The sequence below is a fragment of the Grimontia sp. NTOU-MAR1 genome, assembly GCF_035758505.1.
GTDB classification, from domain to species: Bacteria; Pseudomonadota; Gammaproteobacteria; order Enterobacterales; family Vibrionaceae; genus Enterovibrio; species Enterovibrio marinus.
The window spans coordinates 1375850-1394512 of the sequence record NZ_CP142109.1 but is presented as its reverse complement, the minus strand read 5'-3'; the positions used below and the strand labels follow the sequence as shown (position 1 = coordinate 1394512).

At 47.0% G+C, this 18663-nt stretch carries 20 protein-coding genes; 14 read left to right on the top strand and 6 right to left on the bottom strand.

The features are described from left to right. Positions 1-21: 21 nt before the first annotated feature. The 4 genes from VP504_RS24400 (at position 22) to VP504_RS24385 (ending at position 3284) form a co-directional block, all read left to right on the top strand. Positions 22-1377: a glycerate kinase type-2 family protein gene (locus tag VP504_RS24400; protein WP_325894610.1), complete on the top strand. Its 1356-nt coding sequence runs from the start codon at positions 22-24 to the stop codon at positions 1375-1377. 69 nt (positions 1378-1446) lie between these two features. Continuing rightward, positions 1447-2061 carry a TetR/AcrR family transcriptional regulator gene (locus VP504_RS24395; protein ID WP_325894609.1) on the top strand — a complete coding sequence of 205 codons (615 nt, stop codon included), beginning with the start codon at positions 1447-1449 and terminating at the stop codon, positions 2059-2061. 33 nt (positions 2062-2094) lie between these two features. After that, positions 2095-2730, top strand: a complete 636-nt coding sequence (locus tag VP504_RS24390; RefSeq protein ID WP_325894608.1) for an HAD family hydrolase — start codon at positions 2095-2097, stop codon at positions 2728-2730. Positions 2731-2801: 71 nt separating this feature from the next. Continuing rightward, the gene (locus VP504_RS24385; protein WP_325894607.1) at positions 2802-3284 is read left to right on the top strand and encodes a GNAT family N-acetyltransferase; all 483 of its coding nucleotides are present in this window, start codon (positions 2802-2804) and stop codon (positions 3282-3284) included. A gap of 2 nt (positions 3285-3286) precedes the next feature. On the opposite strand, the gene VP504_RS24380 is transcribed toward VP504_RS24385, so the two are convergent. Continuing rightward, positions 3287-4198, bottom strand: a complete 912-nt coding sequence (locus VP504_RS24380; protein ID WP_325894606.1) for a LysR substrate-binding domain-containing protein — start codon at positions 4196-4198, stop codon at positions 3287-3289. Positions 4199-4304: 106 nt separating this feature from the next. On the opposite strand from VP504_RS24380, the gene VP504_RS24375 reads away from it, so the two are divergent. The 4 genes from VP504_RS24375 to VP504_RS24360 all read left to right on the top strand — a co-directional run bounded on the left by VP504_RS24375 (position 4305) and on the right by VP504_RS24360 (position 6981). Further along, a complete protein-coding gene (locus VP504_RS24375) occupies positions 4305-5174 on the top strand; it encodes a pirin family protein (RefSeq protein ID WP_325894605.1) in 870 nt (289 codons plus the stop codon). Positions 5175-5226: 52 nt separating this feature from the next. Beyond that, complete coding sequence (locus VP504_RS24370) at positions 5227-5769, top strand: NADPH-dependent FMN reductase (RefSeq protein WP_325894604.1); 543 nt, start codon at positions 5227-5229, stop codon at positions 5767-5769. Positions 5770-5996: 227 nt separating this feature from the next. Next, positions 5997-6752, top strand: a complete 756-nt coding sequence (locus VP504_RS24365) for a hypothetical protein (protein ID WP_325894603.1) — start codon at positions 5997-5999, stop codon at positions 6750-6752. A 13-nt stretch (positions 6753-6765) separates the two neighbouring features. After that, the gene (locus VP504_RS24360) at positions 6766-6981 is read left to right on the top strand and encodes a hypothetical protein (protein ID WP_325894602.1); all 216 of its coding nucleotides are present in this window, start codon (positions 6766-6768) and stop codon (positions 6979-6981) included. A gap of 70 nt (positions 6982-7051) precedes the next feature. Here VP504_RS24360 and VP504_RS24355 read toward each other — a convergent pair whose 3' ends face one another. Further along, complete coding sequence (locus tag VP504_RS24355) at positions 7052-7936, bottom strand: LysR family transcriptional regulator (protein WP_325894601.1); 885 nt, start codon at positions 7934-7936, stop codon at positions 7052-7054. Between the two features lie 114 nt (positions 7937-8050). Between VP504_RS24355 and VP504_RS24350 the strand changes: the two genes are divergently transcribed. After that, positions 8051-8635 (top strand): luciferase domain-containing protein, encoded by a 585-nt coding sequence (locus VP504_RS24350; protein ID WP_325894600.1) that lies wholly within the window; start codon positions 8051-8053, stop codon positions 8633-8635. Between the two features lie 30 nt (positions 8636-8665). Here the strand turns inward: VP504_RS24350 and VP504_RS24345 are convergent, their stop codons facing one another. The 4 genes from VP504_RS24345 to uraH form a co-directional block, all read right to left on the bottom strand. After that, positions 8666-10033, bottom strand: a complete 1368-nt coding sequence (locus VP504_RS24345; RefSeq protein ID WP_325894599.1) for an 8-oxoguanine deaminase — start codon at positions 10031-10033, stop codon at positions 8666-8668. A gap of 72 nt (positions 10034-10105) precedes the next feature. Further along, positions 10106-11536 carry a nucleobase:cation symporter-2 family protein gene (locus tag VP504_RS24340; RefSeq protein WP_325894598.1) on the bottom strand — a complete coding sequence of 477 codons (1431 nt, stop codon included), beginning with the start codon at positions 11534-11536 and terminating at the stop codon, positions 10106-10108. 139 nt (positions 11537-11675) lie between these two features. Continuing rightward, positions 11676-13016 (bottom strand): NCS2 family permease, encoded by a 1341-nt coding sequence (locus VP504_RS24335; protein ID WP_325894597.1) that lies wholly within the window; start codon positions 13014-13016, stop codon positions 11676-11678. 105 nt (positions 13017-13121) lie between these two features. Then, positions 13122-13475, bottom strand: coding sequence for a hydroxyisourate hydrolase (gene uraH / locus VP504_RS24330; RefSeq protein WP_325894596.1), 354 nt, complete (start codon positions 13473-13475; stop codon positions 13122-13124). A 455-nt stretch (positions 13476-13930) separates the two neighbouring features. Here uraH and puuE point away from each other — a divergent pair, with 455 nt between their 5' ends. The 5 genes from puuE to VP504_RS24305 all read left to right on the top strand — a co-directional run bounded on the left by puuE (position 13931) and on the right by VP504_RS24305 (position 18495). Then, complete coding sequence (puuE, locus tag VP504_RS24325; protein WP_062707989.1) at positions 13931-14863, top strand: allantoinase PuuE; 933 nt, start codon at positions 13931-13933, stop codon at positions 14861-14863. A gap of 8 nt (positions 14864-14871) precedes the next feature. After that, entirely contained in the window at positions 14872-15387 is a 516-nt protein-coding gene (uraD, locus tag VP504_RS24320; protein WP_325894595.1) for a 2-oxo-4-hydroxy-4-carboxy-5-ureidoimidazoline decarboxylase, read from the top strand. A 201-nt stretch (positions 15388-15588) separates the two neighbouring features. Then, positions 15589-16581, top strand: coding sequence for an allantoicase (gene alc / locus VP504_RS24315; RefSeq protein ID WP_325894594.1), 993 nt, complete (start codon positions 15589-15591; stop codon positions 16579-16581). A gap of 37 nt (positions 16582-16618) precedes the next feature. Continuing rightward, positions 16619-17140, top strand: a complete 522-nt coding sequence (locus VP504_RS24310; RefSeq protein WP_325894593.1) for an ureidoglycolate lyase — start codon at positions 16619-16621, stop codon at positions 17138-17140. A 134-nt stretch (positions 17141-17274) separates the two neighbouring features. Continuing rightward, on the top strand, positions 17275-18495 hold the full coding sequence (locus tag VP504_RS24305; RefSeq protein WP_325894592.1) for a urate hydroxylase PuuD: 1221 nt from the start codon (positions 17275-17277) through the stop codon (positions 18493-18495). Positions 18496-18663: the final 168 nt, after the last annotated feature.

Below are 18663 nucleotides of genomic sequence, written 5' to 3'. Positions count from 1 at the left end.
TTTTTTCTATGGAGATAAGCAATGGAACAGCAGGAATTGTTCAAGGAAGGCGAAGAAACCCAAAGAAAACATTCTGAATCAGACAAGGCAGCTGTTGGCGGGGTATCGCCCCCGATATTTCTCCGGAAATTGTTCGACGCTGCGGTCGACGCTGCCCTTCCTTATGGAAATATTGAAAAGTATCTACCCGCAGATCGCACGGGGAATTTAGTCGTAATTGGCGCAGGTAAAGCCGCAGCATCAATGGCTAAAGCGTTGGAGGATGAATGGGATGGGCCGATAAGTGGCATTGTTGTGACACGTTATTTGCATGGCGCACCTTGTAAGCACATCGAAGTCATGGAAGCTTCGCACCCGGTTCCTGATGGTGAAGGCGAGAAAGTTGCAAGGCTCATCCTGAATTTGGTCACGAACCTTGATGAAAATGATACGGTGATTTGTTTGCTATCTGGCGGAGGTTCAGCCTTATTAAGCTTACCTGCACCTGGCATCAACTTTTCCGAGAAACAGGATATCAACAAAGCCCTCTTGAAATCGGGAGCCGCCATTAATGAAATAAACTGTGTAAGAAAGCACCTTTCCGCAGTGAAAGGAGGGAAGTTGGCACAAGCTGCTTACCCAGCAAGCATACTTACGCTCGCGATATCGGATGTACCGGGTGATGCATCGGATGTGATCGCATCAGGTCCGACAGTGGCAGACCCAACGACCCGTTTTGATGCTATTAAGGTATTGAATAAATATGATATTCCAGTCAGTGGCGACGTCATCACTTGGCTAGAGAGCGAAGCGTCAGAAACCCCAAAAGCCGGTGATGAAAGGTTATCAAAAAGCCGCTTTGAGATTATTTCAACGCCTTTCGAGTCTTTGGTTGCTGCACAGACTATATCGGAATCGCTCGGGATTCCTGCTTACATTTTGGGGGATGCGCTGGAGGGAGAATCAAGGGATGTCGCTTTGGTACACGCAGCTATGGCAATCAGCACAGCAAAACATGATCAACCTTTCCCTGCTCCTTGTGTCATCCTTTCCGGCGGTGAAACGACCGTAACAGTGAAAGGTAATGGGCGAGGAGGGCGCAATTGCGAGTTTCTGTTATCACTCTATCAGGCGCTTGAAAAAGAACCTGATGTGCGAAGCAGGATTTATGCGCTAGCTGGCGATACTGATGGCATCGATGGTGTGGAAGACAACGCTGGGGCAGAGTTGAAGCCAGAGTTTTATAGTGCTGCTGCCAAGAAAGGAATCTCATCCGCCCGTTATCTGGCCAATAATGACAGTTATGGCTTCTACGAAGCGGTAAGCGGGCTGATTTTTACCGGGCCCACACGTACTAATGTGAATGACTTCAGGGCAATTTTGATATTACCAGAGTGATTCGCTGGATGAATTGTCTAGGATTCATTAAAGTTGTGATACACGCTTTAATGAATCCACGGACGGTCAATGTCACGCATCAGGACGAAAAATCAGGAAAAGATCATCGAAGTCGCCAGCCAACTGTTCGCAGAAAAAGGCTATGCCGCAACGACGACCGCCGAAATTGCCCAACGCGCCGAAATTCCCAAGCCCAACCTCTATTACTATTTCAATACCAAAGACAATCTTTATCGTGCAGTGCTGGAAAGTGTCACCCAGCCATTGCTCGAGGCGTCTTACCCTATCGAGCAGCTCAACGACCCGCGAGATGCGCTTACCCAATATATCCGTACCAAACTGCGTATATCTAAAGAATACGCCGCCGCTTCGAAGACTTTTGCTGCTGAAGTGATGGCTGGCGCACCCCACCTCCCAAGTGACATTGCAGAATCCTTGATGGATCAATCTCGAATGATTCTGAACAAGTTCGAATACTGGATTGAGCAGGGTTGGATGGAACCTGTACCTCCCAAGCATCTGATGTTTATGCTCTGGTCTTCAACCCAAACTTACGCAGACTTTAACTGGCAGATTTGTCAGGTCAGTGGTCAGTTTGAATTAGAAGATCAAGACTTCGAAGATGCGGCAGAATTTCTTGTGAATTTGGTGCTGAGCGGGTGCGGCGTAAAGCATGCGGATTGAGTTAGCTTTAAAGCGATAAACACAAGGAAGTTTATGAAACACATTATGTTCGATATCGATGGGACACTGATTCAATCCTACGATTTCGACGAAAAATGTTTTATGGATGCCGTTCATGAAGTCACAGGAATTGCCATAAAGAATGATTGGGAAGCCTACCCGCATGTGACCGACAGAGGCATTCTTCAAACCTTTATTGAAAGACAAGCGCCTCAATACTCACTTGAAGAGTTGGAAAACAGAGTAAAGCCCGTTTTTATTCGCAATATCGAGCAAACCATCAAAGAAAGCCCAGCGGTGGAAGTTAAAGGTGCAAAGCGTTTTCTTATGCACGTATTGAAAAATAATGACTATATCGTTTCGGTTGCGACTGGTGGCTGGAGAGAGACAGCGAGATTAAAGCTTCAATCTGCAGGGTTTGATACTGACAACCTCATCATTGCATCTTCAAATGATCATCATGCGCGTATTGAAATTATGGCAATTGCGCAAGCCGAAGCTGATCCCTCTAAAGGTTTGCCAATCACCTATTTTGGCGATGCGATATGGGATGTAAAAGCTTGTGCGGCATCAGGAGTAAATTTAGTGATTGTTGGAGAAAGAGTCGATCATAACCAGCGTATTTTGGACTACTCCTCGCTTGAGCAATCGCTTAGTTTCGTAAAATAGGTAGGAGGTGAAGTGAATTTTACTTTCCTAGATATTTCTTCGCACTAGCTAATGAGACTTGAACCGAAACCATGATCCGTGAAATAACAACTCAAGACTTCCAATCCTTCTGGCCGACATTCTCCAGTGTCATTCAGGCAGAGGAAACCTATGCTTTTGATGCGGATATGACTGTCGAACAGGCTTATCAGCTTTGGTGCGAAGTGCCACTGAAAACACTTGTTTTCGTTGAAGATAACGTTGTCCTTGGCACTTACTACATCAAGCCTAATGCCATGGGGCCAAGCCGTCATATTTGCAATTGTGGGTATATGGTTTCTGATCAGGCAAGGGGCAAAGGCATTGCCCGTCAGATGTGTGAGCACTCGCAGCAAGTTGCGGTAGAGCTTGGTTTCAAAGCGATGCAATTCAACAGCGTGGTTTCTAGCAACGAAGTGGCAGTAAAACTCTGGCTGAAACTCGGCTTTGATATCATCGGTACGATTCCCAAAGCCTACAAACACCCGCGAATTGGCTATGTCGATAGCTTCGTGATGTATAAATGGCTGCTCTAAGGTCAACAGTCCCTAACCACCAAGGGCAGTTTCTCTCGAATAAATTCCGCCAACGCTTTGGTATGTGGCGGTACGCCCAGCCTTGAAGGCATCAACAAACTTAAACTTGCCGACTGTGAAAGCCAATCGGGCAGAACGCGAACTAGCTCTCCCGTTTGTAATGCAGTGCGGCATACGTAGTCAGGTAGTGCAGTCACACCTAACCCTTCAATTGCAGCTTGTCTAATGGTGAACATATCTTCTGAGCACAAAGCGATATTGGATGTTTGGTGAGTACGGAGCCCGTCTCGGTTCATCAGTGGAATCGCGTCTTTGGAGCCGCTTCTGCCAGCTTTTAGAAACTGACAATCAGCAAGATCGTAGGGCGTGTTTAACTGTTGAAGCGTATCAAGGTAACGGGGCGAACAGTAGAACTGCCATTCCACATTAGTAATAAATCGTTGGATGAGACTGGAGTCAGGTAGCTCTGCGCTATGTCCGCGGATAGCAATATCAATGCCTTCGGCGACAAGATCTTCCATTGCGTTTGTGACACGTTGTTCGATATGCACTTTGGGGTTTAGCTTGGCAAACTCAGTCACAATGCTTAGTAAGGCAAATTGAGCAACACCTGTTGAGCAACTAATGACCACTTTCCCCGTAAGTTTCCCACCGCGGTTATCCATGGCAGCTTCAGCAAGTTCTAAGGTATCTACCAATTTTCGGGCATGATGGTAGAAGCTTTTTCCCTCTTCTGTCACTGCAACATTGCGGGACGTTCGCTGCAATAACCTGACACCTAAGCGTTCTTCCAGCTGTACAACGTGTCGACTCAACCGTGACTTTGGCATATTCAATGCTTTAGCGGCGGCTGTGTATCCCTTTTTCTCAACGACATGCACAAAGTAAAAGTAGTCATTCAAGTCGACTTTCATTTTATCGTCCTATTTTTGGAACGTAGAGTTCGAATTCTAACGGTTTTTATCCGGAATCCAACTCGTTACGTTGTTTTTAAGCCAACAAATAGAACGGAGTAGAGCAATGACGAATTCAGCAGCCCAATTAAACCAGAGTACTGTCTTGGATAAGCATGTTACTGGCAGCCCATTGAATATTGGCGAAGGATTTACGGGTATTGGTTTTCGCCATACGCAATTTGAAGGGGCGATGGACCCAATCATCATGGTTGATCATTACACCATGACAGTACCGACATTCGGCGCGCACCCTCACGCAGGTATCTCAGCGGTTTCCGTTCTTTTTGAGGATACAGAAGGCAAATTTAGCAACCGTGATTCGCTAGGCAACGACTTCGATATTCATGCGGGAGATCTCTATTGGCTGAACGCTGGTCGTGGCGCGGTTCATGACGAAGCACCAAGACTTGGTGCGAAAATTCATGCTTTGCAAATCTTCGTTAACCTCCCGGCAAAGTTGAAACACGAATCGCCAAGCTCTCTTCATGTGAAGCGAGAGGACATGCCTACGCTGGTGGGAGAAGGGTATCGCGTTAGGCTGGTACTTGGAGAAAGTAACGGCGCGAAAACGCAGGCATCTTCGGTATGGCCGTTTACCATTCTTGATGGTTTTGCTGATGAGTGTTCGGCTTTTGAACACCAGATTTCAGATGACTTCAATGCTTGGCTTTATGCCGTGGAAGGAAACATCGAGTATCAATTAGACGATGAGTGGCATGTTCTATATCAAGGCGAGTCTGTCTCAATCGTCCCTAAAGAAGTTTCCGTATTGAAAGTCCGCGGTGATAACAAGAAGCAGAGCCACTTTGCCCTGCTTTCTGGGGAAACCATTAATGAGAGCTTTGTCCAGCAAGGGCCGTTTGCAATGAGCTCACAACAAGATATCGATGAGGTTGTTGCCCGCTATCAAGCCGGAGAGTTAGGCCAGCTTTAAGACCAGACTAACATCGATTTTACCAAATACCATTATTGAACGAGATTAAACGATGAAAATACTCGCTTTTGCTGCAACTAACAGCCGTAAATCAATTAACAAGCAACTCGTCCAATATGCGGCGGGAAAGATCAAGAACGCTGATGTCGACTATGTAGAAATCAATGACTTTGATTTACCTATCTACAATAGCGATTTGGAAGAGGATTATGGCATTCCGAGGTGCGCCTACGCTTTCCAGAATCGGATAAAAAATGCCGACGCAATCTTAGTGTCATTTGCTGAGCACAATGGCAATTTTACGGTGGCATTTAAGAACCTGTTTGATTGGCTAAGTCGTATCGATCGAAATGTTTATCAAGGAAAGTCGATTATTTTGCTCGCGACATCCCCGGGGTCTGGTGGCGCGAAAACAGTACTGAAGCTGGCTAAAGAAGGCGCTCCGCACTTTGGTGGCAATGTCGTCGGAACATTTAGCTTACCGAGTTTCTATGACAACTTTGATCAGGAAAACAAAGTGATAAGAGATACAAGCCTTACTGCAGAATTAGATGGAATATTGCATCACTTTAAGGGCGTTGTTTCACCAGCCTAGCAAGGTAATTCTTATATTCACTCCTATAAAACCCGCGGCTTAATACGGGTTTTTTGTTTGCGAACCCGCATAGCCTAAGACGGTTGCATAGTCGAATATACCGATATGGATTAGTGCTAATTTTCAGAACTATTAGTTCATTTAATGTCTGATTATGTTGCCAATAATGGTGCTGTAGATTGGTTTTTGTCCATTAAACAGTACGACGCTACGGATAAGGAGTAAGTATGAAATACAATCGATTGGCACTGGCTATGGCTCTGTTAACCGCTATTACAACCTCATCGAGTGTTGTTGCAAAAGATAGGTCTAGCGATAGCAAACGTGTCTTTGTAGAGCAAAATACCACTCAAAGTAAGCATTGGGCCCATGGAGGCTTTAGAGGCCCAAGACTGAGTAACTCAGATGTAGACTTCTCTAACTGCCGAGAGATTGCCGGTGGGATTGTGGTGGACAAATCAGAAGTATCGTCACTGATTCCAAATGACGTTTCAGTAAATAGCCTAACTGACATGGGGTTTGAGTTTGATGGGTCCGATAATTTGGGCATGCTGATTATTCGTTCTCTGCAATGTGAAGCTATACAAGTCACTGATGCAAAGGGGCGGGTAAAGACTGACGAAAATGTCGCCGTTGCTCATCTCGGGACACCTATCAATACATCGAACCTACCTGCAACGACCTTCAATCTTGATGGCGTCAACGGGGCTGACTTCAACATTTATACTCTTAGCTATCAAACTTCTTCTCGCGCTTACTACGGTGCGATGGCGAGAATGGGAATGAAGACAGCTAAGTTCAACAAACACATGATGAATGTACAGGTCGATACGACGCCTGGTACCTGCGATGTGGCGCAACTGAGTGTGAACATCCCTGGAAACAGTGATTATTCCTTCAGCATTTTTGGTGAAGTGGTTCAAGCGACCGCTGAGTGTAACCCCGGGGGTGCAAGCTTTACTGCTAACTGGTGGTCAAGTTGATCGTAAGGGGCGAGTGTCAGCACTAAGTAACTTGGTTGAGGATCAGACGTTCACAGAAACAGCGGGTCCAAATGTATTTGTTGCCGCGAAGCCAGGTACGACAATGAGTGAGCTTATCGGTGAAGCACCTTCTGCATTCACAGGATTCTCTGGGAGTGGCTATCTGCCATCTGGCGGTATTGGCAATGTCGATATGGTCGCTGAAGCATTGGGGAAATTGCCCCGCTAAGCATCGGAAACTATGTTTAGTAAACATAAAACGCCCCATAAACAGGGGCGTTTTGTTATTTGTATAGACATTAATCTGCGAGCTGTTCCGCCAAAAACCTCGCCAGCAATAGTGTTAAGTTTTCCCTTCTGGCTTTATCTGGCCAAACCGCATAGCGCCCCAATTTGCGAAGTGACCAATCGGGAAGAAGTTGTACTAAGTCGCCGGATTTCAATCCTGGCTCAGCAATGTGCTGAGGTAAGATCGCGATGCCCGCATTTTGATGCGCGAGATGACAGAGGGCCTCTATCGTGTCGACTTGTAACTGAAAGTGAGTAAATACGACATTCACTGATTCATCGCCAGACATGAACTCCATTCTGTCTTTGCGGTGCTTGAAGCTTATCCACTCAAGGTTAACTAGATCCTCAGGGCGTTTTGGCAAAGGGTTTGAAGCCACATAGTCAGCGCCAGCAACCAAAACGCGCTGATATTCCCCCAATTTCCTCGAAAGCATTGAGCTGTCGTCCAGCCAACCAATACGCACGTTCAAATCATACCCGTCGTCAATCAGACTGACGGGTTCGTCAGTGTAAGAAATGGAAAGCGAAACGCGCGGATATTGCCGTGTAAAAGCAGCGAGCGTGGTAGAGACATCTGATGATGCGAGAAATGCCGGTAAGGAAATCCGCAACTCTCCAACAGGTTCCACAGAGATAGCATTGAGCTCGTTTAAGCCCAATTCTGCCTGCTTGAGCATTTCTACCACTCTAGGGTAAAACATGCGCCCCTCATTGGTGAGGGAAAGCTTTCTCGTAGTGCGGTAGAGCAGCGTCTTTCCAAGGTAATCTTCAAGGTCTGAAATGGTTTGGCTCACTCTTGAAGGTGCAAGATTTAGCTGTTTGGCGGCGGCGCGGAATGATCCACCGTCGACAACACGAACAAAGATAGCCATATGCTTGAGGTATTCAATCATTGTTCTTCCTGAGCGAATTATGAAGTCCGTTTGTACACGAAAATACTGGTAATTATCCTGATGTACATTGTTGGCGTACGACAGGCTGAGTTGGATCAACAAAGGGATATGAAGATGGATAGACTGAAAAGTATGCTTTGGCTTTGTGGATGGATATTTACGGTGGCCTTTAAAGCCAATGCTGGTGCACCTGAAAGCCTTCCTCTAAGAACTACGGCTATTCCAGATACGACGGAGAGCGTTCCTCATGTGCAGTTGAATGTAAAAACAGATGCAAGCCTGATTGCTGAACTCAGAAGTAAGGTGGCAAAGATCCCAGATGTATCTTTGCAAAGCTCAATACTTTCTCTTCCTGGTGCAGAAGGCTTCTGGGTTCGCGACGGAATTCCGCTTGCGAATCCTCAGGCCATTGTCGGTGGCAGAGAATTCGCGCATTTACACCCCGACGGCAGTCTTCATGCCTCACTACCACCAGAGTTAGCCAAAGAAGCGGTGAAAAACAACTGGGCAACCTTTCATCCTTGGTCATCTAAACGTTTGGGTTGGGAGGGTTTCGTCATGATTTACACACCTTCTACTCAAACTGAAGTCGATGTTGTTTACGCGCTTGTGGTTTCGTCGTTCAACTATGTCACCGGTAAAGAGATCAACGCGCAAAGCTTGAGCGGTAAGAAATCGGTTAAGCGCGCTCATAATTAGCATGGCAAAGACAAAAAAATAAGGCGCTTTTTAGCGCCTTAGTTGTTGAGCTTTATCCGCCAGCCTTCTTGCAGCTGCACGGTGTCTTACCATCAACTCTTGCTTATCAACATCGACCAATTCGCCATCAACTACGCGCCAATCACCATTAACCATGACGCGGTCTGCACGATAGTGTCCGCAAAGTACTAGCGCAGCCAGAGGATCGTGGCTGCCAGAGAACTGAATTTCATCCAGCTTGAACATAGTAATATCGGCCAACATGCCTTTATCCAGCGTACCGATGTCTTTTCGACCGATATTTCTCGCAGAGCCCTGCGTCGCCCAGCGGAAGGCATCAAAGTGACTGACTTTGGCGGAACCATACCTCAGGCGTTGAATGTAGGTAGCCATTCGTAGTTCATTCACCAGATTGGAACCATCATTGGATGCTGAGCCATCCACTCCAAGTCCCACTGAGGCGCCGGCTTCCTCAAGCTCTAGGTTACGGCAAATACCCGAAGCCAACATCATATTGGAGCTTGGGCAGTGACAAATTCCAATGCCAGATTGTCCAAGTCTACGAATTTCTTCGTCGTTGAAGTGGATACCGTGCGCGAGCCAAGTTCTATCATGCAGCCAACCGACTTCTTCGAGATAATCCACAGGGCGATAACCAAAACGCTCAAGACAGAAGTTCTCTTCATCAATGGTTTCGCAAAGATGGGTATGTAGCATCACATTATATTGCTTGGCGACGTGGGCGGTTTCTCTCATCAACTCTGTGGTGACAGAAAACGGAGAACAAGGAGCAAGAGCGATTTGAGTCATGCCACCAAACTCGGGTTGATGATACTCGCGAATGAGCCGAATACTGTCATCTATGATGGTTTTCTCGGACTGAATCGTATGTCTTGGCGGTAATCCGCCCTGATCTTCACCAAGGCTCATCGAACCGCGGGTAAGTACAGTACGTAAACCGAGCTTTCTTGTTGCTTCAACCTGAATGTCAATCGCGTGTTCTAAGCCAACTGGGATCAAATAGTGATGGTCAGAAGCAGTTGTGCAGCCGGAGAGCAGCAGTTCAGCGCTCGCGAGTTCTGTACCGAGCTGCATCATCTCTTCATCGAGACCTGCCCATACAGGGTAAAGCGCTTTCAGCCAATGGAAGAGTTCTTTATCCAATGCATCCGGGTATGCACGGGTGAGTGTTTGATAAAAGTGGTGATGTGCATTAATCAAGCCCGGTAAAACGACATGCTCTGAAGCATCCAGGGTATGGTCGAAAGGTTGTGTGGGAGCAGCGCCCTTGGCGACCACTTCTATTATGGTGTTTCCTTGAACAACAATACCGCCAGTGGCGTCATCATTGGTTCCTGTCCATATCGCGAGCGGATTTTTAATCCAGGTTGTTGCCATGTGTCTGCATCCTTTGCTGGAAAATAAACAGCCCCGAGCTTTTAAAAAACTCGGGGCTGGCGCTGAGGGACTTTAAGTCGATTTAGAGGTTTGATCTGTTGACGTATCACTCTGAGAAGAATTGCTGGTCATCGCAGGCTCCGCAGTGTCTTCACTGAGCGGGATCGAATGATCGCTGTTCATTTCTTCTTCTTCTGCCTGTTTTTCAGCATGGACATCTTCTTTCGATTTTGGAAGAACCAAGTTCAGGACAACTGCGACGATCGTACCCGTGGTAATACCTGAATGAAGAAGCTGAGCAATATCATGATGCAGGTGTTGCAAAAGGGAGGGCTTGATGGTTACAGCAAGTCCTGCCGCCAGAGAAACACAAATTACGAGTGCATTACGGCGTGTGTCAGCCGCTTTCACCAACATACGAATACCTGCATAAGCAATCATCCCGAACATGATGAAACCGACGCCACCTAGTACAGGTTTTGGCACAGTAACCGCAAGCGCTCCAAATTTCGGGAAGAGTCCAGCAAGAATCAATAGCGCACCTGCGGTGCCTACTACGTAACGGCTTGCTACACCCGTGATGCCGACGATGCCAACATTCTGGCTAAATGAAGCTAACGGCATGGCGCCAAAGAATGAACCGACGGCGCTGCCAATACCATCGCCCAAAAGGCCGCGTTTGAGATCTTTACCTGAGATTGTACGATGGCAGTTACTGGCAAGTGCCAAGAAATCGCCCGTCGCTTCAGCAATGACAACAATGTAGGCAAGACACATACTCACGATAGCAGGCCATGAGAAGCTTAGCCCAAACTTAAAGGGTTCCGGTGTGGCAAACCAACTCGCCTCACTGATTTGCTTCATATCGACCATACCCATACTTAGTGCTACCAAGTATCCGCCGGCTAAACCAATGACAATCGCTGATGCTGCTACTGAGCCTTTTGCGTATGTTGCAACCAGTAGGACTACCAGAAGCGAAATAGCAGCAAGGAATAGTTTAGGTAATGTCGCAAATTGCTCGCTACCTGCTGGTGCATCGCCAATCCAGTTCATCGCAACGGGGAGAATGGTTAAACCGATAAGTGTAACCACAACCCCACTGACAACAGGTGGAAACAGCTTACGGATTTGCTCCATAAAAAAGGCGGAGACAATCACCATGCACGCGCCAACCAGTGCAGCGCCCATAATTCCGGAAACACCGTCAGCCTTACCTATGCCGATAGCTATCCCGAGAAATGCAAAGCTGGAACCCATGACTACTGGCAGCCTGATACCAACAGGGCCCACGCCAATACACTGTATGATGGTAAAAGCACCGGAGATGAATAGTGCTGCATTAATTAGAGTGACAACGTCACCGGTTGGTAGGCCAATGGCAGTGCCAACAATGAGTGGTACAGCAATAATACCGCCGATTGAGGCAAGCATGTGTTGTATGGCTAGCAGGACTGTGGAGCCTGCAGGTGGTTTATCGTTTAATTCATAGAGCAGTTTCATAACTTCTTCCTTTAAGCTGCCGCGTTCCTTTTTTATGCGGCAGCGTTCGTGGTGAATATCGAATTACCCCTTGGGACGTCATTGGTCCTTTTGAAACGAAAAACAAAAAATTAGGGGCCTCTTTGGGCCCCTTTGTTCGTTATCCAAGAATGATCAGTTTGAACACAAAGAGGATGCTCAATGCATACATTGCAATCGAAATATCTGAGAACTTTCCGGTACCCGCCTTGAGTACGGTGTAAGTGATAAAGCCGAGAGCGATACCGTTTGAGATGGAGAAGGTCAGCGGCATCATCAAAGCGGTAACTGCGGCTGGAACGGAATCAGTAAAATCATCCCAGTTCACGTGTTGAATACTACTCATCATCAGGAAAGCGACGTAAATAAGCGCACCTGCTGTGGCGTATGCTGGGATCATTCCTGCCAGTGGCGAAAGGAAAATAGCGGCTAGAAACAGAAGACCAACCACGATAGCAGACAGACCAGTCCTTGCCCCTGCCGATACACCGGAGGCACTTTCCACGTAGCTTGTAACGGGTGGACAACCGAAACATGCACCGATAACGCTCGACATACTGTCTGCTTTGAGTGCTTTTGGGAGCCCATCGATCTTTCCAGTCTCTTTGTTAATGAGGTTTGCGCGTTCAGCCACACCCATCAGTGTGCCGGCGGTGTCAAACATGTTCACAAACAGGAAGGCGAGAATAATGCTGATCATTCCTACATTCAGTGCGCCAGCAATATCCATTGCCATAAAGGTGGGGGCAATGCTTGGTGGCGCAGAAAAGATGCCACCGTATTCAAACAACCCAAGGCCTAAACCTATCAAGGTTGTGCTGAAAATACCAATGAGAACGGCGCCAAAAACTTGTTTAACGGCCAGTACGGAAATGATGAAGAAACATGCCGCAGCAAGAATCGCCGTGGGCTGAGTAAAGTCGCCCAACGTTACCAAAGTGGCGGGGCTACCTACGACGATCCCCGCACTCTTGAGGCCGATAATGCCGAGAAACAATCCAACACCCGCTGTCATCGCATAACGCAATGAGGAAGGTATGCTGTTAATGATCCACTCTCTAACACGGGAAACACTCAGCCCCACAAAAATGACGCCGGATATGAAAACCGCACCGAGAGCAACCTGCCAGCTGTATCCCATTTCCCCAACCACTGTAAAGGCGAAGAAAGCATTCAGGCCCATGCCAGGTGCAAGGCCGACTGGCCAATTAGCAAACAGGCCCATCGTCAGAGTGCCGATTGCTGCACCAATACAAGTTGCAACAAAAAGTGCGCCAGGATCCATACCGGACGCTGACATAATATTGGGGTTCACGAAAATGATATAAGCCATAGTGGCAAAAGTAGTGATCCCGCCGATGAGCTCATTCTTAACGGATGTTCCGTGTTGGCTCAATTTAAAGTAGCGTTCAAGAAAGCCACTCTTTCCTATTGGCTGTTCAACAGTGTTTTGCTTATCCATTGTGTTATTCCTGTCGGTCTAGGAGTTACTGCGAGTTTTCCTTATCGCATTGTTTCTGGGGTGCGAAACCCAGAAATTAGAACTCTGCTTTTCGCTCTACATTAGCTAACTGCCTCTATAAGTCGAAAAACTGAAGGGTGATACTAATAAAGGGACGTGGTAGTGCGCGTTTTCATCGTCGATGCCAAATCGGATCACGACATCGTCTAGGAAAGGAATGTCACTGAGCGTCATCCCACTTTTTTTAAAGTAATCTGCAGTATTGAACTGCAACTGGTATTTGCCACACTGGAAGTCTGCCCCTTCCAATAACGGCTCATTGGTTCGCCCATCATGATTGGTGGTCATGGTAATGACATGGTGAAGGGTGCTTTCCTCAATCCTATATAGTAATACTTCTATACCTGCCCCAGGTTGGCCTTTGGCAGTGTCGAGCACATGTGTGGTTAGTCTTCCCATTTACCTCTGTCCTTATGCTCTATGGGTTATTGCTTTGTTGTTGCCTGTACCTACTGGATATTCACCTGTATATGAGAGCTTCTCTAGCAGGTGTAATCCGATACATTTTATTCTGTGTGCACATCTATAAACTTAAAATGTACACAATACTTAATTCTTGTAAAGAGTGATAAACGTGAAGTATCAATAGTGAGAATTTAGAAAGAAAGCCTTAACTTAAAGGGGTTAGCGTCGAAATTTGCTATAAATCTAAGTCTGATTGAATTTTCGGAAATATGAAGGCGGCAACATTTTGTTAACTTGTCCTTGTAAATTGTATACAAAATGTAATACTAAAAAAGAGCTTGTCGGGATCAAGGAGCATTTACATCTTTAATGCCCCGTAGAGATTTAGAAATAAACATGGCGGAGCGGGATACTTTTGATACAAGGTTTTAACAACAGGAAATGGCGCGATGAGTAGTGATTATCCTAGGGATTTGAAAGGTTATGGTGCTCATCCTCCTCACCCAAGATGGCCGGGAGAGGCTCGGATTGCGGTTTCGTTCGTATTGAATTTTGAAGAGGGTGGCGAGCGTTGTGTATTGCATGGAGACAGGGAGTCAGAAGCTTTCTTATCTGAGATCCCATCGGCACAACCATTAGCTGGTGTAAGACACATAAGCATGGAATCGATTTACGAGTACGGTACACGTGCAGGTATTTGGCGCACATTGAGATTGTTCCGGCAACATGAGATTCCACTGACTGTGTTTGCCGTTGGCATGGCAGCGGAAAGGTATCCAGAGGCGATTCAGGCTATGGCAGAAGAGGGTCATGAGATCTGTAGCCACGGTTATCGTTGGATCGACTATCAATATGTGCGTGAAGAAGATGAACGTGAAGATATGCAAAAAGCCATCGCGGCGATAAAGGAAGTCACTGGTGAGCGTCCATTGGGATGGTACACCGGTAGAACCAGCCCTAATACACGTAGATTGGTAGCTGAAGAGGGCGGCTTTCTCTATGACTCTGATGCCTATGACGATGATCTTCCATACTGGCACGAAGATGGAACGGCACCTGGAAAACCACAGTTAGTGATCCCTTATTCATTGGATGCTAATGACATGCGTTTTTCTACTGTTCAGGGGTTTAATTCGGGAGAACAGTTCTTTCAGTACCTGAAAGACAGTTTTGATGTTCTCTATGAAGAAGGTATGGACGCGCCGAAAATGCTGTCCATCGGTTTGCATTGCCGTTTGGTCGGCAGGCCCGGAAGGCTAGCAGCGTTGAAACGCTTTATAGAATATGTGAAGCAGCATGACAGGGTATGGATAACCCGTCGTGTTGATATCGCCAAGCATTGGCATAAGCATCACCCACATCCGAACATGACTAAGGAGTAGGCATAGTAATGGCGAGATTTTCAACCTGTCGGCCCAGTGAGCAAACCAAACAACAGTTTGTTGAAACGTTTGGCGGTGTATACGAGCACAGCGCGTGGGTCGCAGAGCAGGCCTATGGTTCGGGACTGGGTGGTGATTTTGATGAGCAGGATGTTCTGCACTCTCGCATGGCCGATATACTCAACAATGCGGAAGAGGCGTCAAAGATGCAGGTCATCCTTGCTCACCCTGATTTAGCAGGCAGAGCGGCGCAGGCAGGCGAGCTAACGGCAGAGTCGACCTCAGAGCAGGCCAGCGCAGGCATTGATCAATGTACGTCCGAAGAATTTGCCCGCTTTACAGATTTTAACGATCGTTACAAAGCTAAGTTCCAATTCCCGTTCATCATGGCAGTAAAAGGAGCGAATCGGCACTTGATCCTTGAAGCGTTCGAAAAGCGCTTAGAAAACGATGTAAAAACTGAATTCAACACTGCGATTGCAGAAATAAACAAAATCGCATTGTTCAGGCTACGTGATTTGTAGCTCTCTGGCCGCCGACAAGCGATGGTTATTTTTCTGTTTGTCGGCGAATTCAGCGTCTCGCAAATTGAAGCTCGCCGGAAGCGCATTCGATGCTTCCAGCCACAGTGAAAGGGAAAAAGACGCGACCTTTTGTATCCACCAACACCTGAACCATTAGGTGACATGGTGTCTCAGATATATGTGATAAAGGAAGCAATGGAAATGGATAATCGTCCTGATTTCGTCAAGTTCATCAATCTCGCCAGCAGCCGCTTAGGCACAGAGGTAATCTACGCGACAGATGACTTCTTTGCAGATAAACAACGCCTCGTCGACGATGCACCAGCTGAGTGGAAGGAAGACGTCTACGATGACAATGGTAAGTGGATGGATGGCTGGGAATCTCGCCGTAAGCGCGAAGAAGGCCATGACTACAGTGTGATTCGTCTCGGCTTGCCAGGCAAGATCATTGGTGTCGATATAGATACCTCTCATTTCACTGGAAACTATCCACCTTCAGCGTCATTGGAGGGGTGCTACTGCCCCGATGGCGAACCAACCGACAGTCAGCAATGGGAAGAGTTACTGCCCTCTATGAATCTTCAGGGAGACAGTCACCACTATGCTGATATTTATTCAGATGAAGCTTTTACCCATGTTCGCTTTCACATCTACCCAGACGGCGGCGTAGCAAGGCTTCGTGTTTATGGTCACCCGGAAATTGACTGGGAGAGGGTGAACCCGGAATCTGAGCTCGATTTAGCAGCAGTAGAGAATGGCGGACGCGCTCTTGCATGCAACGACCAGCACTTCGGCCATATGAGCAATCTGATCATGCCAGGCCGTGGTGTGAACATGGGCGATGGCTGGGAAACTGCGCGACGTCGGGTGCCAGGTAACGACTGGGTTATTCTGTCTCTTGGCCATGCAGGATCTGTTGACCGCATCGTAATAGATACAGCCCACTTTAAAGGGAACTTTCCTGATAGTGTTTCGATTCAGGCTGCTTTTGTAGAGGGTGGCACTGATGAGCAAATTGCCACGCAAAGCCTGTTCTGGCGTGAGCTTCTGCCAAGCCAGAAACTTTCAGCGCACAACATCCATGAGTTTGCTGACCAAGTCAAAAAGCTGGGTGCGATCTCCCACGTCCGGGTCAATATTTTCCCTGACGGCGGTATCAGCCGCGTACGCTTATTTGGCAGAAAATCTGGCTGAACAGATAACTCGTTGTAGTCAGAAAAGGACAAAGGATATGGAAAAAGTGCCCGCTACCGAATTGATATTAAAACCAGAACCGCTGACGAAAGAAGCGTTCGCGCCGTTTGGTGATGTGATTGAAGCTCAGAACCGCGATTACTTCATGATTAACAATGGCTCAACACGCCGTTATCACAAGTTGGCAACGACCCAAGTTGATGACGGAAGCGGCGTTATTATTAATATCTTTCAGGCAACACCACTTTTGTATCCTCTGAATATCAAGATGTTGGAACGTCACCCAAAGGGTTCTCAGGCGTTTATGCCTTTGCTGGGTAATAACTACTTGGTGGTGGTTGCACCACCGGGAAATGAGCCGGATCCTGATTCGATCCGCGCTTTCTACGCAAAAGGTAGCCAAGGAGTGAATTACCATAGAGGCGTTTGGCATCATCCTGTTCTTGCATTGACTCCCAACGACCAGTTTCTAGTGGTTGACAGGGAAGGTGCGGGAAATAACTGTGACGAGTTTTTCTTTTCAGAACAGACACATGTGATATTGGCACCTAATTTATAGCTTTGTCATTTTAACGCAAGCGATTTGTCGACTTGGTTAAAGCAACTGTCAATATCTGAGAAAAACAGGAAGGGACGACGTAAGCTTTTTGATAGTAAACAAGTTTAGCGACGGCGTCCGTACAGGAGGTTGTTATGGATCCGTATATCACGGAATGGCTCAATCTGGCAGTACGCTGGGTACATATGATCACCGGGGTGGCGTGGATTGGTGCGTCTTTCTATTTCGTATGGTTGGAAAACAACTTAAACCGGGAAAACCCAAAAGAAGGGCTGTCCGGAGATTTATGGGCAATCCACGGTGGTGGAATTTATCACCTGGAAAAATACAAACTTGCACCACCCAAAATGCCAGAAACCCTTCACTGGTTTAAGTGGGAGGCTTACTTCACTTGGATTACTGGTGTGGCACTGCTGACCATTGTCTTCTATTCAAATGCAGATATTTATCTTGTGAAACCTGGCTCCGGTATAGAACCAATGACAGCGGTAGCGATCGGTGTTGGTTCACTGATAGCGGGTTGGTTTGTTTATGATTTTCTGTGTGACTCGGCACTTGGTAAGAAACCCATGTTATTGGGTATCGTACTGTTCGTATTTCTTGTGTTTGCATCCTGGGCGTTGAGTCTGGTGTTCAGTGGCCGTGGCGCTTACATCCACGTCGGTGCAATCATCGGTACCATCATGGTAGGTAATGTATTCCGCATTATCATGCCTGCCCAACGTGGTCTGGTTAAAGCAATCGAAGAGGGAACAGAACCGGATCCTGAACTTCCGGCTAAAGGTTTATTGCGCTCTCGTCACAATAACTACCTGACATTACCAGTGCTGTTCATCATGATTAGCAATCATTTCCCCAGCACTTACGGTAACGAATACAACTGGGCGATTTTGGCGGGCTTGTCAGTGATCAGCGTACTCGTGCGACACTATTTTAATACACGTCACGGAAGCCAGAAATATGCTTGGACCATTCCAACAGCGGCGTTGGGCTTGGTGTGCCTGGCATTTGTCTCTGCACCCCAATCAAATGCACCGAGTGCGGCCAGTTCACATTCTCACGATGCCGTTGCCCCTATTAGTAATGAAGGAGCGACAATGTTTGTGTCGGTAAAAGGTATTATTTTGGAGCGTTGTACGGTTTGTCACTCGCAATCTCCTACGCATCCAGCTTTTGCTACGGCACCCGCTGGGGTAATTTTGGACACACCAGAACAAATGCAGTTAGAAGTTTCGCGTATTGTGGCTCAGACAGTGACTACAAATATCATGCCTTTAGGTAACCTTACTCAAATGACGCAGGAAGAAAGGGCATTGATTGGTAAATGGGCTGAAGGCGGTGCTCAAATTCAATAAAACTTTCATATTTACATGGTGAATAGAAGGCCGTCCCTACATGGGGCGGCTTTCTTTTTAATGATTGAAATCAATGAATTATTTGCGACATGCTTCTACTCTGAATATGAGTTCGTGGAGGCAATTCACGGATTCTATTGTTGGGGTGAATTTTTTGACTAAAAAGTT